Here is a 14649-nt window from a genome sequence, read left to right as displayed (position 1 = left end):
GCCATGACAATCTGAGCGTCTTTATAGCCGATAAAAATCGGATTTAAAATGAATTAAGTAACAATTTATATATCTACTGCGAATTTTTACCGATATAAATCGATAAAACAAACGTGCGTTGGAGGAGCGGCTTTAGCCGCGAAGATCTTTCGCTCTGGGTAAGGATCATTGCCGCGGTTGCCTGCGCTGCCGGTTCCGCCCCGACGGGCGGGTTACTTTGGTTATGGTGTATGGACCGGGGGCCGGCGCCCATGCCGGTTCTCCCCCTACGCAACACCTCCATTCGGCCTGCGCCAATCGTCGCGTTTGGCGGTGTCTGCGATAACCCGGCTCAAACAGCGGCAGCGGCAGCAACAATCATTCCAGTTCGCGCAGGACTCTGGAAACGCTGTCGACGAAGAAGTCGACGCTTTGCCGGGTGGTGCACATAGGGGGTTTGATTTTGAGGATGTTGAGGTAGTCGCCGGTCGGTTGCATGAAGATGCCCAGCTCGCGCAGGCGATCGCACAGGTAGGCGGTTTCTTCGCTGGCGGGTTCCAGGGTCTGTGGGTCGCGAACCAGTTCCACACCCAGGTAGAAGCCCATGCCATGCACGGCGCCGACCAGCGGATGTTTATCGGTCAGCGCTTGCAGCCGGGCCTTGAAGTGGGCGCCTGTGGTGCGGGCGTTGTCCCAGAGTTTTTCCTGCTCCAGTACGTCGAGTACGGCCATGCCGATCCGGCAACTGACCGGGCTGCCACCGGCCGAGGAGAAGAAATAGCCTTCGGTTTCCAACGCCTCGGCGATTTCGCGGCGGGTGATCACGGCGCCCAGCGGATGGCCGTTACCCATGCCCTTGGCCAGGGTAATGATGTCCGGCACCACACCCTGCTCTTCGAATCCCCAGAAGTACTCACCCAGGCGGCCATAGCCGACCTGGACTTCGTCGGCAATGGTCACCCCGCCACGCTCGCGCACTTGCTGGTAGACCTGCTGCAAGTAACCCGGTGGCAGGGGGATGCCGCCGGCGTTGCCATACACCGGTTCGCAGATGAAACCGGCCACCTGGCGGCCCTGCTCGTCCAGCCTGGCCAGGGTCTGTTCGACATCGCGTACATAGTCGGCGGTGCTGGCAGGGCCACGAAACGGACCACGATAGGTATTGGGCGCGGTCACCGGATGCACCCAGTCCGGGCGGGTGGTCAGCGCTTGCGGGTTGTCAGCAATCGAGGTGGAGATCGCGTCGGTGGCCACTGACCAGCCGTGGTAGGCCTCCAGCACGCTAAGCATGTCGCGCCCGCCGCTGAAGGCCCAGGCCAGGCGGATCGCCAGGTCGTTGGCTTCAGTGCCGCTATTGACCAGAAATACCCGGTCCATGCCCGGCGGCGCCAGTTTGAGCAGGCGTTCGGAGAATTCGGCAATCGCGGCATAGTGAAAGCGCGAGTTGGTATTGAGCAGTGACCACTGGCGCGCCGCTTCACGGGCCATGCGCGGGTGACCATGGCCCAGCACCGCCACGTTGTTGAGCATGTCCAGGTACGAGCGGCCCTGCATGTCGATCAGGTGGTTGCGCCAGCCACGCTCGATCTGCGGCGGGGCCTGGTAGTAGTGTTTTTGTGAGCGGGCAAAGCTGGCATCGCGGCGCGCCAGCAATGCCGCCGGGTCCGGCAACGGCGCGGCATCACAGGCAAAGCCCAGCAGCCCCGCCGGCGACGGGCACAGGTGGCGCCAGGCCGCAGCCCAGCCGGGGGTGGCAAACAATGGCGCATTGATGCCGGGCTCGCTGCACAGTTGCAGCAACAGGATGCCATCACAGGTGCCCAGCAACTGCCCGGCACTCAGTGAGGTGGCGCACGGCAGGGTACTGTTCACCCCCCACAGCCGCAGGCTGAAGCTTTCGCCGACCAGCACCAGCGCCGCATCGGCAGTCTGGCGCAGGGTGGCATCGAGCGGCGCGTGCAGCGGCGTACCGGCGGGCATGTGCAGTTCAACATGCAGAGCAAAGGTATCGGGTTCACGGGCGCTGTCGGGCAGGGTCCGCGACAGGCGGTATTCCCCATAACGGCTGGCGGCCAGCCCGACCTGGCGCGCGGTCAGGGCCAGTAATCGTTCGTCGATACCGTCCTGCTCCCAGTTGCCGGCCTCGAAGTGCTCGCTGAGCACGCCCAGGTCCACGCTGCAGAAGCCCTGCCCGGCCAGGCTCGGCAGCAACGGCCGCCAGGCAGGTTGCGGCAACGGCTCGATCGCAACGCCAACCGCAGCGAGAATCGCCGCTTCCATCAACGCCATGGGCACCGAGGTGGCGACATCGAAAATCGCCCACTCGCCTTCCAGGTTGGCCTGGATGTAGTGGTTGCCCGGCTCGACGCTGGCCTGCTGTTCGCTGCTGAGCACCAGCACCGTTGCGCGGGCAACGATCAGTGGCCACAGCGCTTTGAGTTCCTCGACCCGCAACGGGTTGAGCGCGTGATAGGCGCGGATTGCCGGCAGGATATACAGCGGGTCGCCTTCGGCATGGTGCAGCAGTGCCGCACAGGTCACTGACAGGTCGGCCACCCGCCAGGTCGTGAGCAGGTCGCCGAAGTCGATCAACCCCTGCATCTGCCAGTGACGTTGCCCGTCGCGCGCCCAGACCACATTGTGCTCGGTGATATCCAGATGCACCGCTTGCAGCGCCAGAGCCGGGATCAGCGGTGTCAGGCGCTGCCGGGCCTGTTCAACGGCCTCGCGCAGGCAGACCCGTTCGTCGCCGTCCTCGATCACCGGCAGCAAGTGGCGGGCCAGCGCGTTGGCATGCCGCGGGTCCCACTGCAGGATGCGCTCCAGGCCCGGATGGCTGAAGTCTTGCAAAGCCAGATCGACCCTGGCGCACAGCTCGCCCAGCGCGGTGACCACCTCAAGCCCCAGATAACCGGCGTTGCCCAGCGACTGGCCGTCGATGAATTCCAGCAGCCGGACATGCACCGCCTGCCCGTCCAGTTCCAGCGACAGCAGCTGCTCGCCATTGAGGGCGCTGATCACCGCTGGCACGCGCATGCCTGGACGGCCGCTCAGATGCTCCAGGGCGGCGTGCTGGGCAGCCAGCTCCAGGGTGCTGTAGTCGCCGTGGCAGATCTTCAGCACATAGCGCCGGGTGCCGGTGTCGAGCAGCAGGTTGCAGTCCTGTTGGCTGCCCAACACCTTGAGCGAGCCACTGAGGCCGTAATGCGTCTGCAGCAATGACAGGGCCTGGTCGACACCCACTTGCGGGCAGGGCAGGCTTGAGCGGCGGATCAGGGTGGCAAGCGGCATGCAACAACCTCGGCTGACAGATTCCGGGACAAACGACAACGCAGCAATCGCACCACTATAGAGTGAGCGCAGGATACCGCCCAGCACCCTGCGGTTTGGCGACGGCAGATTTATGGCATGTCTGACCCGGATCATCGAATATTTTCATCACCCCTGGCTGCCATCTTGCCTGATCCTGCTTGCGCACATGGGCACACACCCACAAGCTATGCTGCATAAACGTTCAATCGCCCCTTCATTAAGGAAGAAAGGCCAGCACATGCGAATACTCGTCACCGGCGGCGCAGGTTTTATCGGGTCAGCCCTGATCCGGCATCTGATCGACAACACCGGACATGAAGTCCTGAACCTCGACAAGCTGACCTACGCCGGCAACCTCGAATCCCTGACCTCGATTGCCAACAACACCCGCTACGAGTTCGTCCAGGCCGATATCGGCGATCAGGCGACCGTCAGCGCCGTACTGGAACGCTTCGCGCCCCACGCCATCATGCACCTGGCCGCCGAGTCGCATGTCGACCGCTCCATCGATGGCCCGGCCGAGTTCATCCAGACCAACATCGTCGGCACCTACAGCCTGCTTGAAGCGACCCGCAACTACTGGCTCAAGCTGTCGGCGGCCGAGCGTCAGGCGTTTCGCTTTCATCACATCTCCACCGACGAGGTGTACGGCGACCTGCATGGCGCCGATGACCTGTTCACTGAAACCACACCGTACGCGCCCAGCTCGCCCTATTCGGCGAGCAAGGCCGCCTCGGACCACCTGGTCCGCGCCTGGCAGCGCACTTACGGCCTGCCGGTGATCGTCACCAACTGTTCGAACAACTACGGGCCGTTTCACTTCCCGGAAAAGCTCATCCCGCTGATGATTCTCAACGCGCTGGCGGGCAAGCCGCTGCCGGTGTATGGCAACGGCCAGCAAGTGCGCGACTGGCTGTACGTCGAGGACCACGCCAGGGCGCTGTACAAGGTGGTGACCGAGGGCGTGGTCGGCGAGACCTACAATATCGGCGGCCACAACGAGCAGAAGAACATCGATGTGGTACAGGGCATCTGTGCCCTGCTCGAAGAGCTGGCACCGCAGCACCCCGCAGGCGTGACCCGCTATAGCGACCTGATCACCCATGTGGTGGACCGCCCAGGCCATGACCTGCGCTACGCCATCGACGCCAGCAAGATCGATAAACAACTGGGCTGGACCCCGGAAGAAACGTTCGAGTCCGGCCTGCGCAAGACCGTCACCTGGTACCTGGACAACCTGGAATGGTGCCGCCGGGTGCAGGACGGCAGCTATCAGGGCCAGCGACTCGGCTTTACTGACCACAAGGATCTTATTGCATGACCAAGGGAATCGTACTTGCCGGAGGCTCCGGAACCCGTCTTCACCCGATCACCCTCGGCGTATCCAAGCAGTTGCTGCCGATCTACGACAAACCGATGATCTACTACCCGCTGTCGGTGCTGATGCTGGCCGGCATCCAGGACATCCTGATCATCTCCACGCCTCACGACCTGCCGCAGTACCGTAACCTGCTGGGTGACGGCAGCCAGTTCGGGGTCAATTTCCAGTACGCCGAGCAGCCCAAGCCCGACGGCCTGGCCCAGGCGTTTCTGATCGGCGAGCAGTTCATCGGCGACGACCCGGTGTGCCTGATCCTGGGTGACAACATCTTCCACGGCCAGCATTTCGGTGAGCAACTGCTCAAGGCGGCGGCGCACACGCAAGGCGCTACGGTATTCGGCTACTGGGTCAATGACCCGGAACGCTTCGGCGTGATCGACTTCGATGAAAGCGGCCGGGCGCTGTCTATCGAAGAAAAGCCCAAGGCACCGAAATCCAGCTATGCAGTCACGGGTCTGTATTTCTACGACAACGACGTGATCCGCATCGCCAAGGAGGTCAAGCCATCGCCACGCGGCGAGCTGGAGATCACCGACGTCAACAATGCCTACCTGCAACGCGGTGATTTGCGGGTCGAGCGTTTCGGCCGGGGTTTTGCCTGGCTCGACACCGGCACCCATGACAGCCTGCTCGACGCCTCGTCCTACGTACAGACGATCGAACACCGTCAGGGCCTGAAGGTCGCATGCCTTGAAGAGATCGCTTACCAGAACGGCTGGATCGACCGGACGCAGTTGCTTGAGCGTGCGCAGTACTTCGGCAAGACTGGTTACGGTCAATATCTGTTCAAGCTTGCAGGGGAAAACCAGTGAATGTGATTGCCACCCAGTTGCCCGAAGTGTTCATTCTCGAACCCAAGGTGTTCGGCGATGATCGGGGCTTCTTCTACGAGAGTTTCAATGCCAGGGCCTTTAGCGAAGCCACTGGCCTGAATCCGCAGTTCGTTCAGGACAATCATTCACGCTCGCAAAAAGGCGTGCTGCGCGGTTTGCATTATCAGATCGAGCACGCCCAGGGCAAACTGGTGCGGGTCACGGCAGGCGAGGTGCTCGACGTGGCGGTGGATATCCGCCGCAGTTCACCGACCTTTGGCCAATGGGTTGCGGTACGACTGTCGGCCAGCAATTTTCGCCAGTTGTGGATCCCCGAAGGCTTTGCCCACGGTTTCGTGGTGCTGAGCGAGTCGGCCGAGTTTTTGTATAAAACCACCGATTTCTATACCCCGGCAGCCGAACGCTGCATTCGTTGGGACGATCCGGAACTGGCCATCGACTGGCAACTGGAGGGGCTCAGCCCGCTGCTGTCGGCCAAGGATCAGCAGGGCAAGCGCCTGAGCGAGGCAGAACTGTTCGTATGAAAATTCTCATCATTGGCCAGCATGGCCAGGTTTCCCGGCATTTGCAGCACAGCCTAGCCGATCTCGGCGATCTACAGGTACTGGGCCGCGATGCGCTGGACCTGAGCCAGCCGGGCAATCTCGTGGCTCAGGTGCGGGCCTGGCAGCCCGGGCTGATCATCAATGCCGCAGCGCATACCGCCGTCGATCAGGCTGAAAGCGAAATCGATGTGGCCCACACCATCAACGCCACCGCCCCCGGCCTGCTCGCCGAAGCGGCCACGCAACTGGGCGTGCCGGTGATCCACTATTCCACCGACTATGTATTCGACGGCAGCCACACCGCGCCGTACACCGAGCAGGATGCGCCCAATCCGCTCAGTGTTTACGGTGCCAGTAAACTGGCTGGCGAGCAGGCGATCCAGGCGGTTGGCGGCCAGCATCTGATTTTGCGCACCAGTTGGGTGTATTCGCAGTACGGTCGCAACTTCCTGCTGACCATGCAGAAGCTGCTGCAAGAACGTGAAGAACTGCGGGTGGTGGCCGATCAGGTAGGCGCGCCGACCTGGGCCGGGACCATCGCCCACAGCACCCGGCAACTGATCGAGCGCTGGCGCGATGGTCAGCCCGGTGCATGGGGTGTCTATCACCTGACCGCCAGTGGCGAAACTTCATGGTTCGGCTTTGCCCAGGCGATTGGCGCGCAACTGGCCGCTCAGGGCAAGCCCTGCGCCCGTCTGGAGCCGATCCCCACCAGCGCTTACCCGACCCCCGCCACCCGGCCACTGAACTCACGGCTCGACTGCAGCAAGCTGCAGCGTGAATGGGGCGTCAGCCAGCCGGACTGGCAGCAGGCATTACTGGAGTGCCTGAGTCAGCCACGGCAGGCATAATACGGGCTGATGCACCCGGCCATGCGCAGGGTGCAAAACCAGCCTTTGAAGACGCCAGTAGACGATGACCCACACTCCCGCTCCCGCACGCCGCCCCCGCTGGCGCAGCCTCGCTCTTGTGGCGATATGCCTGGCGCCGCTGCTCTGGCCGCTGGAGCATCTGGCCGAGCGCTACTACCACAATGAGCTGACCAGCCAGAACCGTCAGACCCTGGCCCTGTATGTGGCCAACCTGCTTGCCACCCTGCACCGCTACGAATCCCTGCCGCCAATCCTCGGTGATCTACCAGCGTTGCGCGCGGCCCTGAGCACCCCGGCCGACCTCAACGCCATCGACGGTGCCAACCATGCGCTGCGCGAGGTCACCCAGCAGACCGGTGCTGACGTCATCTATCTGATGAACAAGGACGGCCGTACCCTCGCTTCGTCGAACTTCGACCAGCGCGACAGCTTCGTCGGGCGCAACTTCTCGTTCCGGCCGTATTTCAATGAAGCCCTGGCGGGCAAGCTGGGGCGGTTTTTCGGGCTGGGCACCACGTCGGCCAAGCGCGGTTACTTCTTTGCCGCGCCAGTGCGTGAAGGCAGCGAAGTGGTGGGCGTCCTGGTGATCAAGGTAGACCTCGACTACACCGAGTCGCTGTGGGGCAAAACCCCGGTGCAACTGCTGCTCACTGACCAGAACGGCGTGGTGATTCTGACCTCCAACCCCGAGTGGCGCTTCCATGCCACCCGACCGCTGAGCGAGAAGGAGAAAACCGCGATCGGCGCCATCCAGCCCTACCCGACCCGCGAGCCACGCCCACTCAAGCTCGATGAACGGGCCTGGCTGACCCAGACTCAAGAGATCGAAGAAACCGGCTGGACCGCCAATGTACTGGCCCCAAAGGTGCTGATCGACCGTCCGGTGCGGACCTTTGTCGCGGTGGGCGGCGCGACGCTGCTGGTGCTGATGCTGCTGCTCAGCCTGATGATGCAACGCCGCCGCCACTACCTGGATCGCCTGGCCTTCGAGAGCAAGGCGCGCCGTGAGCTGGAACAGAGGGTAATGGAGCGTACCAGTGATCTGGAAGGCCTCAACAGCCGCTTGCGTCAGGAAGTGCTGGAGCGCGAACAGGCCCAGCAGGAACTGGTTCGCGCCCAAGACGAACTGGTCCAGGCCGGCAAACTGTCAGCGCTGGGCACCATGTCAGCGAGTATCAGCCATGAGCTCAATCAGCCGCTGGCGGCAATCCGCACCTATGCCGACAACGCCGAAATCCTCCTTGACCATCAGCGCACCGATGACGCGCGCAGCAACCTCAAGCTGATCGGCGAGTTGACCGGGCGCATGGCCTCGATCATCGCCCACCTGCGCGCGTTCGCCCGGCGCGATGCCCACGCCCCGGAAAGCGTTGCCCTGCAACCGGCGCTGGAAGATGCCCTGGCCCTGCTGGCCAAGCGCAGGCGGGCCATGGACGTGGAACTGATTCGTGACCTGCCGGCCGCCACGCTGTGGGTCCAGGCCGGTGAAACCCGGTTGCGCCAAGTGCTCGGTAACCTGCTGGCCAATGCGCTGGACGCCCTGACCGAGAAAGGTCCGCCGCGCAAGCTGTGGATCAGTGCCGAGTCCACCGCCGAGGGCGTCAACCTGTACATTCGCGACAATGGCCCCGGTTTTTCCCAGGAAGCACTGGCCCGTGCCCGTGAGCCGTTCTTCACCACCAAGACCAGCACCCAGGGGCTGGGCCTGGGCCTGGCGATCTGCGATACCCTGATGCGTGCCCTGGGCGGTGAACTGCTGATGGCCAACCACACCACTGGCGGCGCGCTGATTACCCTGCGCCTGCGCTGCGGCGTCTCCGGCGCCAACCTTCAACCCCCCGAGGATCTTTCTGCATGAGTCCGGACACCGCCATCGACAGCCAGGTACAAGTGGTGCTGATCGACGACGACTCGTTTTTGCGCCAGGCCCTGAAACAGACCCTGGACCTGGCCGGCCTGAAGGTGCTGAGCCTGTCCGAGGCCACCGGCCTGGCCAGCCGCATCAGCCGAGACTGGCCCGGCGTAGTCATCAGTGATATCCGCATGAGTGGCATGGACGGCATGGAACTGCTGGCCCAGTTGCATGAACAGGACCCGGAATTGCCGGTGCTGTTGATCACCGGTCACGGCGACGTGCCGCTGGCGGTCAAGGCCATGCGCGCCGGGGCCTATGACTTTCTCGAAAAGCCCTTCCCCAGCGATGCCATGCTCGACAGCGTGCGCCGCGCCCTGGCCCTGCGCCAACTGGTGCTGGACAACCGCAGCCTGCGCGTGGCCTTGAGCGACCGCCAGCAACTGAGCACCCGTCTGGTCGGCCAGTCGGCCTCGATGTTGCGCCTGCGCGAGCAGATCGGCGCCCTCGCCGCGACCCGTGCCGACGTCTTGATTCTTGGCGAGACCGGTGCGGGCAAGGAGGTCGTGGCGCGCGCCCTGCATGATTTGTCGAGCCGACGCAGCGGGCCTTTCGTGGCGATCAACGCCGGGGCGCTGGCCGAGTCGGTGGTCGAAAGCGAACTGTTCGGCCATGAAGCCGGTGCCTTTACCGGGGCGCAGAAGCGCCGCATCGGCAAGTTCGAGTTCGCCAATGGCGGCACGGTGTTTCTCGATGAAATCGAAAGCATGAGCATGGACGTGCAAGTCAAGCTGCTGCGCCTGCTACAAGAACGCGCCGTCGAGCGCATGGGCAGCAACCAGTTGATCCCGCTGGATATCCGGGTCATCGCTGCGACCAAAGAAGACCTGCGCCAGTCCGCCGATCAGGGGCGGTTTCGCGCTGACCTGTATTACCGGCTCAACGTGGCCTCATTGCGCATTCCACCGCTGCGTGAGCGCGGTGAAGACGTGCTGATGCTGTTCGAACACTTCGCCGACGGCGCCAGCCAGCGTCATGGCATTGCCAAGCGCGAACTGGGGCCGGGGCAACGCGCCTTGCTGCTGCGCCACAACTGGCCGGGCAATGTGCGCGAGCTGCAAAATGCTGCCGAGCGCTTTGCGTTGGGCCTGGAGCTGGAACTTGAAGGCATGACCCGCCAGCAGGAGCCGGTCAACAGCGGTGGCCTGAGCGAGCAGGTCGAGCATTTCGAGCGCACCCTGATCGCTGCCGAACTGACCCGCCCGCACAGCTCGGTGCGCAGCCTGGCCGAAGCGCTGGGCCTGCCGCGCAAGACTCTGCATGACAAACTGCGCAAGCATGGCCTGACCTTTGGCGACAGCCAGACCTCACAGGATGACCACGAATGAACCCGGCAGCGGCCCTGGCCCTGGAACAGCTTCTGCACCACGACATCCCGCTGACCCGTGACATGGGCGTCAAGGTCATCGACTGGCAGGCGCATCGCCTGCGCCTGCATTTGCCGCTGGCTCCCAACGTCAACCACAAGAGCACGCTGTTTGGCGGCAGCCTGTATTGCGGCGCGGTGCTGGCCGGCTGGGGCTGGCTGCACCTGCGCCTGCGCGAAGCCGGTATCGAGGATGGGCATATCGTGATTCAGGACGGCCAGATCAGTTATCCGCTACCGGTGCGCAGCGACGCCGTGGCCTGCTGCACCGCCCCCGAACAGGCTGCCTGGGCGCGGTTTCTGACGACCTACCAACGCCGCGGCCGCGCCCGGCTAGAGCTGCATACGTTCATCAGTGAACAAGGCAGCGAGGCAGAAGCGGTGCGTTTTATCGGGCAATTTGTGGTGCATCGCTGAACGGCCGCTCAGCAAGCACGGAGCCTTGTAGGAGCAGCCGGGCGGCGATCCGTTTTAGCCGCGAAGGCTTCCCGGCTGAAGCCGGTCCTACGGGCGTGCCTTTAGCTGCGGGCCAGCTCCAGCAGGCGGGCGCGCCATGGGGCGTTGGCTGGCAGGGCGACGAAGAACGGGTTGAGCAGCGACTCGCGTGGCGGGTAGCTGAACGGCTCGCCATCAAGCTGCAACACCACACCGCCTGCACCTTCCAGCACGCCTTGTGCCGCAGCGGTGTCCCATTGCGAGGTCGGGGCCAGACGCGGGTAGCAGTCAGCGCTGCCTTCGGCCAGCAGGCAGAATTTCAGCGAGCTGCCGATATTGGTCAGTTGCAGCTCACCCAGCCCTTCGGCCAGACCATTGAGCAGTTGCTCCTGCTGCGCACTGGTGTGGCGGCGGCTGGCGACCACGGTGAACGGCTGGCCGGCGCCAGCGCTGTCACGGACCCCAATGGCCTCACACGGCCCGGCCACTTCGCTGCGCCACGCGCCAAGACCCGCACCGCCGAACCAGCAACGACCGTTGGTCGGCATCGACACCACCCCGAACACCACCCGGCCGCGTTCGATCAAGGCGACGTTGACGGTGAACTCTTCACTGCCGGCAATGAACTCCTTGGTGCCGTCCAGCGGATCGACCAGCCACCAGCGCTGCCAGTTGGCACGTTCAGCCTGGGGAATATCGGCATCTTCTTCGGACAACACATGAATGCTCGGGTCCAGAGCCTGCAAACCTTCGACCAGCACCTTGTGCGCCGCCAGATCGGCCACCGTGACCGGCGAATCATCAGCCTTGGCGGTGACCTCTACGCCGCTGCGCCAGTGTGGCAGGATCGCCTCACCGGCGCGCCGCGCCAGCTCCACGACCGGGGCCAACAGGGGATGGGGGAGGTTGTCAGGCAATTCGCTCATGGCAGGTAGAGTCCACGTTGGGTCAACAGATCACGGGCCAGGTACAGCGCGGCCAGGGCACGGCCTTCACTGAACCGGGGATTTTGCGCCAGGCTGGCCAGGTCACGCAGGTTGATTTTGTCGACGCGGATCGGCTCGGGCTCATCGCCCTCCAGACGCTCTTCATACAGATCGCTGGCCAGTACCACCTGAATTTTCTGGGTCATGTAGCCTGGCGACAGCGACAGTTCGGTCAGATGCTCCAGTTGCCGGGCACCAAAACCGGCTTCTTCCTTGAGCTCTCGGTTGGCAGCGGCCAATACATCTTCGCCGGGTTCGACCAGCCCTTTGGGCAGCGACAGTTCATACTCTTCAGTGCCGCCGCAGTATTCCTCGATCAGCAGCGCGTGATCGGCGTCGTACATCGCGACAATCATCACCGCGCCATGGCCGGTGCCGCGCCCTACCAGTCGCTCATAAGTTCGCTCGGCACCGTTGGCAAAACGCAACTGCACGGCTTCGACACGGAACAGACGGCTGCTGGCGACGATTTCTCGGGCAAGCACATCGGGTTTCTGGCGCATGACAGACTCCTTGGCAAGAGCGCAGTACTATACGTGGCTTTGCCCATGATCTGTGCCAGATCTTCCTTCAGTCGCCAACAGAGAAACCGGTATGCCTGACTTGCCCTGGAACGAGATCGACACCGTCCTGCTGGACATGGACGGCACGCTGCTGGACCTGCACTTCGACCAGCACTTCTGGATGCACCACCTGCCGCGGCGCTACGCCGAGCTGCATGGCATCAGCGAAGCCATGGCCTGGCTTGAGATCAAGCCGCTGTTTGTGGATAACGCCGGCACCCTGAACTGGTATTGCCTGGATTTCTGGAGCCGCGAGCTGAAACTGCCGATTCGTGAACTCAAGCTGGAGGTCGCCCACCTGATCGCGCTGCGCCCGGATGCGCAGACCTTTCTGGCCGCTATCCAGCGCGCCGGCAAACGGGTGATCATGATCACCAACGCCCACCGCGACTCGCTCTCGTTGAAGCTGGAACGCATTGAGCTGGCGCCCTACTTCGAGCGCCTGATCAGCTCTCACGACTACGGCTTTCCCAAGGAAAACCCGCAGTTCTGGGACGCTCTGCACGCCGACACAGCCTTCGACCCGGCGCGCAGCCTGTTCATCGACGACACCCTGCCAATCCTGCGCAGCGCCCGGGCCTACGGTGTTGCCCACTTGCTGGCGGTCAGTGAACCCGACAGCCAGCAGGGGCCGAAAAACACTGAAGAGTTCGCCGCCGTCGGTGACTACCTGGCACTGCTCGAAGGGCTCACAACGGCGTAGGAGCCGCTGCCCGGTCGGTCCCGACCCTGCCTTGAAATACAACGGGAACGGCCCTGGTCGTGAAGGCGACAGGACATTCAAAACAGTTCTACTGGTTAATGTCGCTCAGTTGGGGATCCGCAGAACCTGCCCCGGATAGATCTTATCCGGGTGGCTGAGCATGGGTTGGTTGGCTTCGAAGATCTTCTGGTACTGGTTCGGGTCACCATAGACGCGCTTGGCAATCTTGCTCAGGGTGTCGCCCGATACGACCGTCACGAAGTTCGCTTGAGCCCCTGGCGAGGGACTGCCGCTGACGGTGAGTTGGTCATCAACCTGCTCGATACCTGCGCAATTGCCCGCCGCCAGCGCGATCTTTTCTTTCTGTTCCTGATTCACCACATTGCCGGTCAACACGACCTTGCCATCTTGTACAGCGATATTAACGTTCGACTTATCCAGACCCAGTTCATCGAGGCGGTGTGCCAACTGCTCGGCAGTAGGCTGCTGGGCAGCGGCCTGGCCCGGCGTGATAAGGTCGACGAGTTTTTCGCCTGCACTTTTTACGAAATCAATAAGTCCCACGGGTCATCCTCCCTAACGGCTTGATTGACATCTGCCACAACAACGATAGTTGCCACAGGTGCCGGCAACGGTTGCGCCGACCAACGCAACCGGCTGTCTCAAAGCTGTTACGGATGCGTAGAATCGGTCGCCTGCCTGCCCACCGCCCGGAGTGAAGATGGACATCAAGCAACTGAAATTCCTGATTGCCCTCGACGAGACCCAGCACTTCGGACAGGCGGCGGCCCGCTGCAATATCACCCAGCCCACCCTGTCGATGCGCCTGCGCAATCTTGAGCAGGAACTGGAGCTGGAGCTGGTCAAGCGCGGCCAGCGTTTCGAAGGTTTTACCGCGCCGGGCGAACGGGTGCTGGCCTGGGCCCGCACGGTGCTGGCCGCCTATGACGGCTTGCAGGCAGAAGCTGCCGCCTGCCGTGGGCATCTGGTCGGCACGCTGCGCCTGGGCGTAGTGCCGCTGTCGAGCTTCGACCCGCTGCCCTTGCTGCAACGCATGCACCAACTGCACCCCAACTTGCAGTTCGTCCTGTCGTCGCTCAGTTCCGAACAGATCCTTGAGCAGTTGTCGAGCAACCAGATCGACCTGGGCGTGTCGTATTTCGAGCGGCTGGACGCCACCCGCTTCCAGGCCCTGCCGCTGAACGAAACCCATATGGGCCTGCTGTATGATCAACGCCATTTCCAGTTTGGCGAACAACCCCTGAGCTGGGCCGACCTGATGGATCTGCCACTGGGCCTGCTGACCGGCAGCATGCATTTTCGCCAATCCATCGATCACAACTTCCAGAGCCGTGGCCTGCAACCGCAGCCGCTGTTGCAAACCGACGCCGTTCATCAGCTGATGCAGGCCGTCCAGGGCGGGCTGTGCTGCGCAATCATGCCGCTGGCCGGCGGCCTGGAAGATCTGGGCGACACCTTGCGCCTGCACCCCATCGAAGATGCCCGCACCCTGGCCCGGCTGGGCCTGATCATGCGTAACACCGCACCGCATTCGCCCTTGGCGCAGGTGTGTTTCCAACTGATGAGCACAGTTCTCGACTTGAGCGAAAAATAACCTGCTGACCAGGCTTGTGCGCCAGTGCACGGCCTAAGCGCAGAGCAGAAACTTGCTTGCGGCGCATTGATCGACGTCATCTATCACGGCATCAGAACTAGCGATTAGACGCAGTCCGACAACCGGCCTAGTCTTAGAGCTATCAAT

At 62.9% G+C, this 14649-nt stretch carries 13 protein-coding genes; 9 read left to right on the top strand and 4 right to left on the bottom strand.

The window, feature by feature from the left end; genetic code table 11:
- Positions 1–357 precede the first annotated feature (357 nt).
- Positions 358–3270, bottom strand: a complete 2913-nt coding sequence (locus NJC40_RS06875) for an aminotransferase (protein WP_253142728.1) — start codon at positions 3268–3270, stop codon at positions 358–360.
- Between the two features lie 259 nt (positions 3271–3529).
- Between NJC40_RS06875 and rfbB the strand changes: the two genes are divergently transcribed.
- From rfbB to NJC40_RS06840, 7 genes are all read left to right on the top strand, one after another.
- Complete coding sequence (gene rfbB / locus NJC40_RS06870; RefSeq protein WP_253142727.1) at positions 3530–4612, top strand: dTDP-glucose 4,6-dehydratase; 1083 nt, start codon at positions 3530–3532, stop codon at positions 4610–4612.
- Positions 4609–5484, top strand: coding sequence for a glucose-1-phosphate thymidylyltransferase RfbA (gene rfbA, locus NJC40_RS06865; RefSeq protein WP_253142726.1), 876 nt, complete (start codon positions 4609–4611; stop codon positions 5482–5484). Before rfbB ends, rfbA begins: the two co-directional genes overlap by 4 nt.
- The gene (gene rfbC / locus NJC40_RS06860) at positions 5481–6029 is read left to right on the top strand and encodes a dTDP-4-dehydrorhamnose 3,5-epimerase (protein WP_045485760.1); all 549 of its coding nucleotides are present in this window, start codon (positions 5481–5483) and stop codon (positions 6027–6029) included. Before rfbA ends, rfbC begins: the two co-directional genes overlap by 4 nt.
- Positions 6026–6901, top strand: a complete 876-nt coding sequence (rfbD, locus tag NJC40_RS06855; RefSeq protein WP_253142725.1) for a dTDP-4-dehydrorhamnose reductase — start codon at positions 6026–6028, stop codon at positions 6899–6901. Before rfbC ends, rfbD begins: the two co-directional genes overlap by 4 nt.
- 64 nt (positions 6902–6965) lie before the next feature.
- Positions 6966–8780 carry a sensor histidine kinase gene (locus NJC40_RS06850; protein WP_253142724.1) on the top strand — a complete coding sequence of 605 codons (1815 nt, stop codon included), beginning with the start codon at positions 6966–6968 and terminating at the stop codon, positions 8778–8780.
- The gene (locus tag NJC40_RS06845) at positions 8777–10162 is read left to right on the top strand and encodes a sigma-54-dependent transcriptional regulator (RefSeq protein WP_045485750.1); all 1386 of its coding nucleotides are present in this window, start codon (positions 8777–8779) and stop codon (positions 10160–10162) included. Before NJC40_RS06850 ends, NJC40_RS06845 begins: the two co-directional genes overlap by 4 nt.
- Positions 10159–10617, top strand: a complete 459-nt coding sequence (locus NJC40_RS06840) for a YiiD C-terminal domain-containing protein (RefSeq protein WP_253142723.1) — start codon at positions 10159–10161, stop codon at positions 10615–10617. The genes NJC40_RS06845 and NJC40_RS06840 overlap by 4 nt, the downstream gene beginning before the upstream one ends.
- 101 nt (positions 10618–10718) lie before the next feature.
- On the opposite strand, the gene cysQ is transcribed toward NJC40_RS06840, so the two are convergent.
- Positions 10719–11561 carry a 3'(2'),5'-bisphosphate nucleotidase CysQ gene (gene cysQ, locus NJC40_RS06835; protein WP_045485744.1) on the bottom strand — a complete coding sequence of 281 codons (843 nt, stop codon included), beginning with the start codon at positions 11559–11561 and terminating at the stop codon, positions 10719–10721.
- Positions 11558–12124 carry an ADP compounds hydrolase NudE gene (gene nudE / locus NJC40_RS06830; protein ID WP_045485741.1) on the bottom strand — a complete coding sequence of 189 codons (567 nt, stop codon included), beginning with the start codon at positions 12122–12124 and terminating at the stop codon, positions 11558–11560. The genes cysQ and nudE overlap by 4 nt, the downstream gene beginning before the upstream one ends.
- Positions 12125–12215: 91 nt before the next feature.
- On the opposite strand from nudE, the gene yrfG reads away from it, so the two are divergent.
- A complete protein-coding gene (gene yrfG / locus NJC40_RS06825; protein ID WP_045485738.1) occupies positions 12216–12887 on the top strand; it encodes a GMP/IMP nucleotidase in 672 nt (223 codons plus the stop codon).
- A 105-nt stretch (positions 12888–12992) separates the two neighbouring features.
- On the opposite strand, the gene lysM is transcribed toward yrfG, so the two are convergent.
- Complete coding sequence (gene lysM / locus NJC40_RS06820) at positions 12993–13451, bottom strand: peptidoglycan-binding protein LysM (protein WP_253142722.1); 459 nt, start codon at positions 13449–13451, stop codon at positions 12993–12995.
- Between the two features lie 157 nt (positions 13452–13608).
- On the opposite strand from lysM, the gene NJC40_RS06815 reads away from it, so the two are divergent.
- Positions 13609–14502, top strand: coding sequence for a LysR family transcriptional regulator (locus NJC40_RS06815; protein WP_253142721.1), 894 nt, complete (start codon positions 13609–13611; stop codon positions 14500–14502).
- Positions 14503–14649: the final 147 nt, after the last annotated feature.

Origin of the sequence: Pseudomonas sp. 21LCFQ02 (assembly GCF_024129895.2) — a bacterium.
GTDB lineage: Bacteria > Pseudomonadota > Gammaproteobacteria > Pseudomonadales > Pseudomonadaceae > Aquipseudomonas.
The sequence above is the reverse complement of the archived record's forward strand: the minus strand, read 5'-3'. Positions and strand labels throughout refer to the sequence as shown.

Excerpts from the sequence above, each read along its gene's own strand:
- NJC40_RS06875 (WP_253142728.1), bottom strand. The coding sequence starts at position 3,270 with ATGCCGCTTGCCACCCTGATCCGCCGCTCAAGCCTGCCCTGCCCGCAA.
- rfbB (WP_253142727.1), top strand. The coding sequence starts at position 3,530 with ATGCGAATACTCGTCACCGGCGGCGCAGGTTTTATCGGGTCAGCCCTG.
- rfbA (WP_253142726.1), top strand. The coding sequence starts at position 4,609 with ATGACCAAGGGAATCGTACTTGCCGGAGGCTCCGGAACCCGTCTTCAC.
- rfbD (WP_253142725.1), top strand. The coding sequence starts at position 6,026 with ATGAAAATTCTCATCATTGGCCAGCATGGCCAGGTTTCCCGGCATTTG.
- NJC40_RS06850 (WP_253142724.1), top strand. The coding sequence starts at position 6,966 with ATGACCCACACTCCCGCTCCCGCACGCCGCCCCCGCTGGCGCAGCCTC.
- NJC40_RS06845 (WP_045485750.1), top strand. The coding sequence starts at position 8,777 with ATGAGTCCGGACACCGCCATCGACAGCCAGGTACAAGTGGTGCTGATC.
- NJC40_RS06840 (WP_253142723.1), top strand. The coding sequence starts at position 10,159 with ATGAACCCGGCAGCGGCCCTGGCCCTGGAACAGCTTCTGCACCACGAC.
- cysQ (WP_045485744.1), bottom strand. The coding sequence starts at position 11,561 with ATGAGCGAATTGCCTGACAACCTCCCCCATCCCCTGTTGGCCCCGGTC.
- nudE (WP_045485741.1), bottom strand. The coding sequence starts at position 12,124 with ATGCGCCAGAAACCCGATGTGCTTGCCCGAGAAATCGTCGCCAGCAGC.
- yrfG (WP_045485738.1), top strand. The coding sequence starts at position 12,216 with ATGCCTGACTTGCCCTGGAACGAGATCGACACCGTCCTGCTGGACATG.
- NJC40_RS06815 (WP_253142721.1), top strand. The coding sequence starts at position 13,609 with ATGGACATCAAGCAACTGAAATTCCTGATTGCCCTCGACGAGACCCAG.